The sequence below is a fragment of the Shigella sp. FC1967 genome, from assembly GCF_001743005.1.
Taxonomy (GTDB): domain Bacteria; phylum Pseudomonadota; class Gammaproteobacteria; order Enterobacterales; family Enterobacteriaceae; genus Proteus.
Genome location: NZ_MIIZ01001141.1, coordinates 1 through 659 on the forward strand (window position 1 = coordinate 1; position 659 = coordinate 659).

Consider the following 659-nt stretch of genomic DNA (forward strand, 5'->3'; position numbering starts at 1 on the left):
AAAAACGGCGAGCTAACTCGTACTATCCATAATGCAGTTGAAATTCAACATGCTGACAACCAATTAACTTTCGCTCCACGCGATGGTTTTGCTGATGCATGGGCACAGGCGGGTACTACTCGTTCTCTGTTAAATGCAATGGTTGTAGGTGTTACCGAAGGCTTCACTAAAAAACTGCAACTGGTAGGTGTAGGTTATCGTGCGTCTATTAAAGGCAATGCGGTTAACTTATCAGTAGGTTTTTCACATCCAGTGGAACACCAACTGCCAGCAGGCATCACTGCTGAATGTCCAACACAAACTGAAATCGTACTGAAAGGTGCGGATAAGCAAGTGATTGGCCAAGTAGCAGCTGAACTGCGTGCTTACCGTCGCCCTGAACCTTATAAAGGTAAAGGTATTCGTTACGCCGACGAAGTTGTGCGTATCAAAGAGGCTAAGAAGAAGTAAGGTAACACTATGGATAAGAAAGCAGCTCGTATCCGTCGTGCGACCCGCGCACGCCGTAAGCTCCAGGAATTGGGTGCGACTCGCCTGGTGGTACACCGTACCCCTCGCCATATTTATGCGCAGGTTATTGCACCAAACGGTTCTGAAACTTTGGTGGCCGCTTCTACTACAGAAAAAGCTATCATTGAGCAACTGAAAAACACTGGAAA

At 46.9% G+C, this 659-nt stretch carries 2 protein-coding genes; both read left to right on the forward strand.

The window, feature by feature from the left end; translation table 11 throughout:
• On the forward strand, positions 1-450 hold a 450-nt coding region (rplF, locus tag BHE89_RS19360), incomplete at its 5' end, for a 50S ribosomal protein L6 (RefSeq protein ID WP_128860736.1).
• Positions 451-459: 9 nt separating this feature from the next.
• Positions 460-659, forward strand: a 200-nt coding sequence (locus BHE89_RS19365) for a 50S ribosomal protein L18 (RefSeq protein WP_286146364.1), incomplete at its 3' end; no start/stop codon positions are given.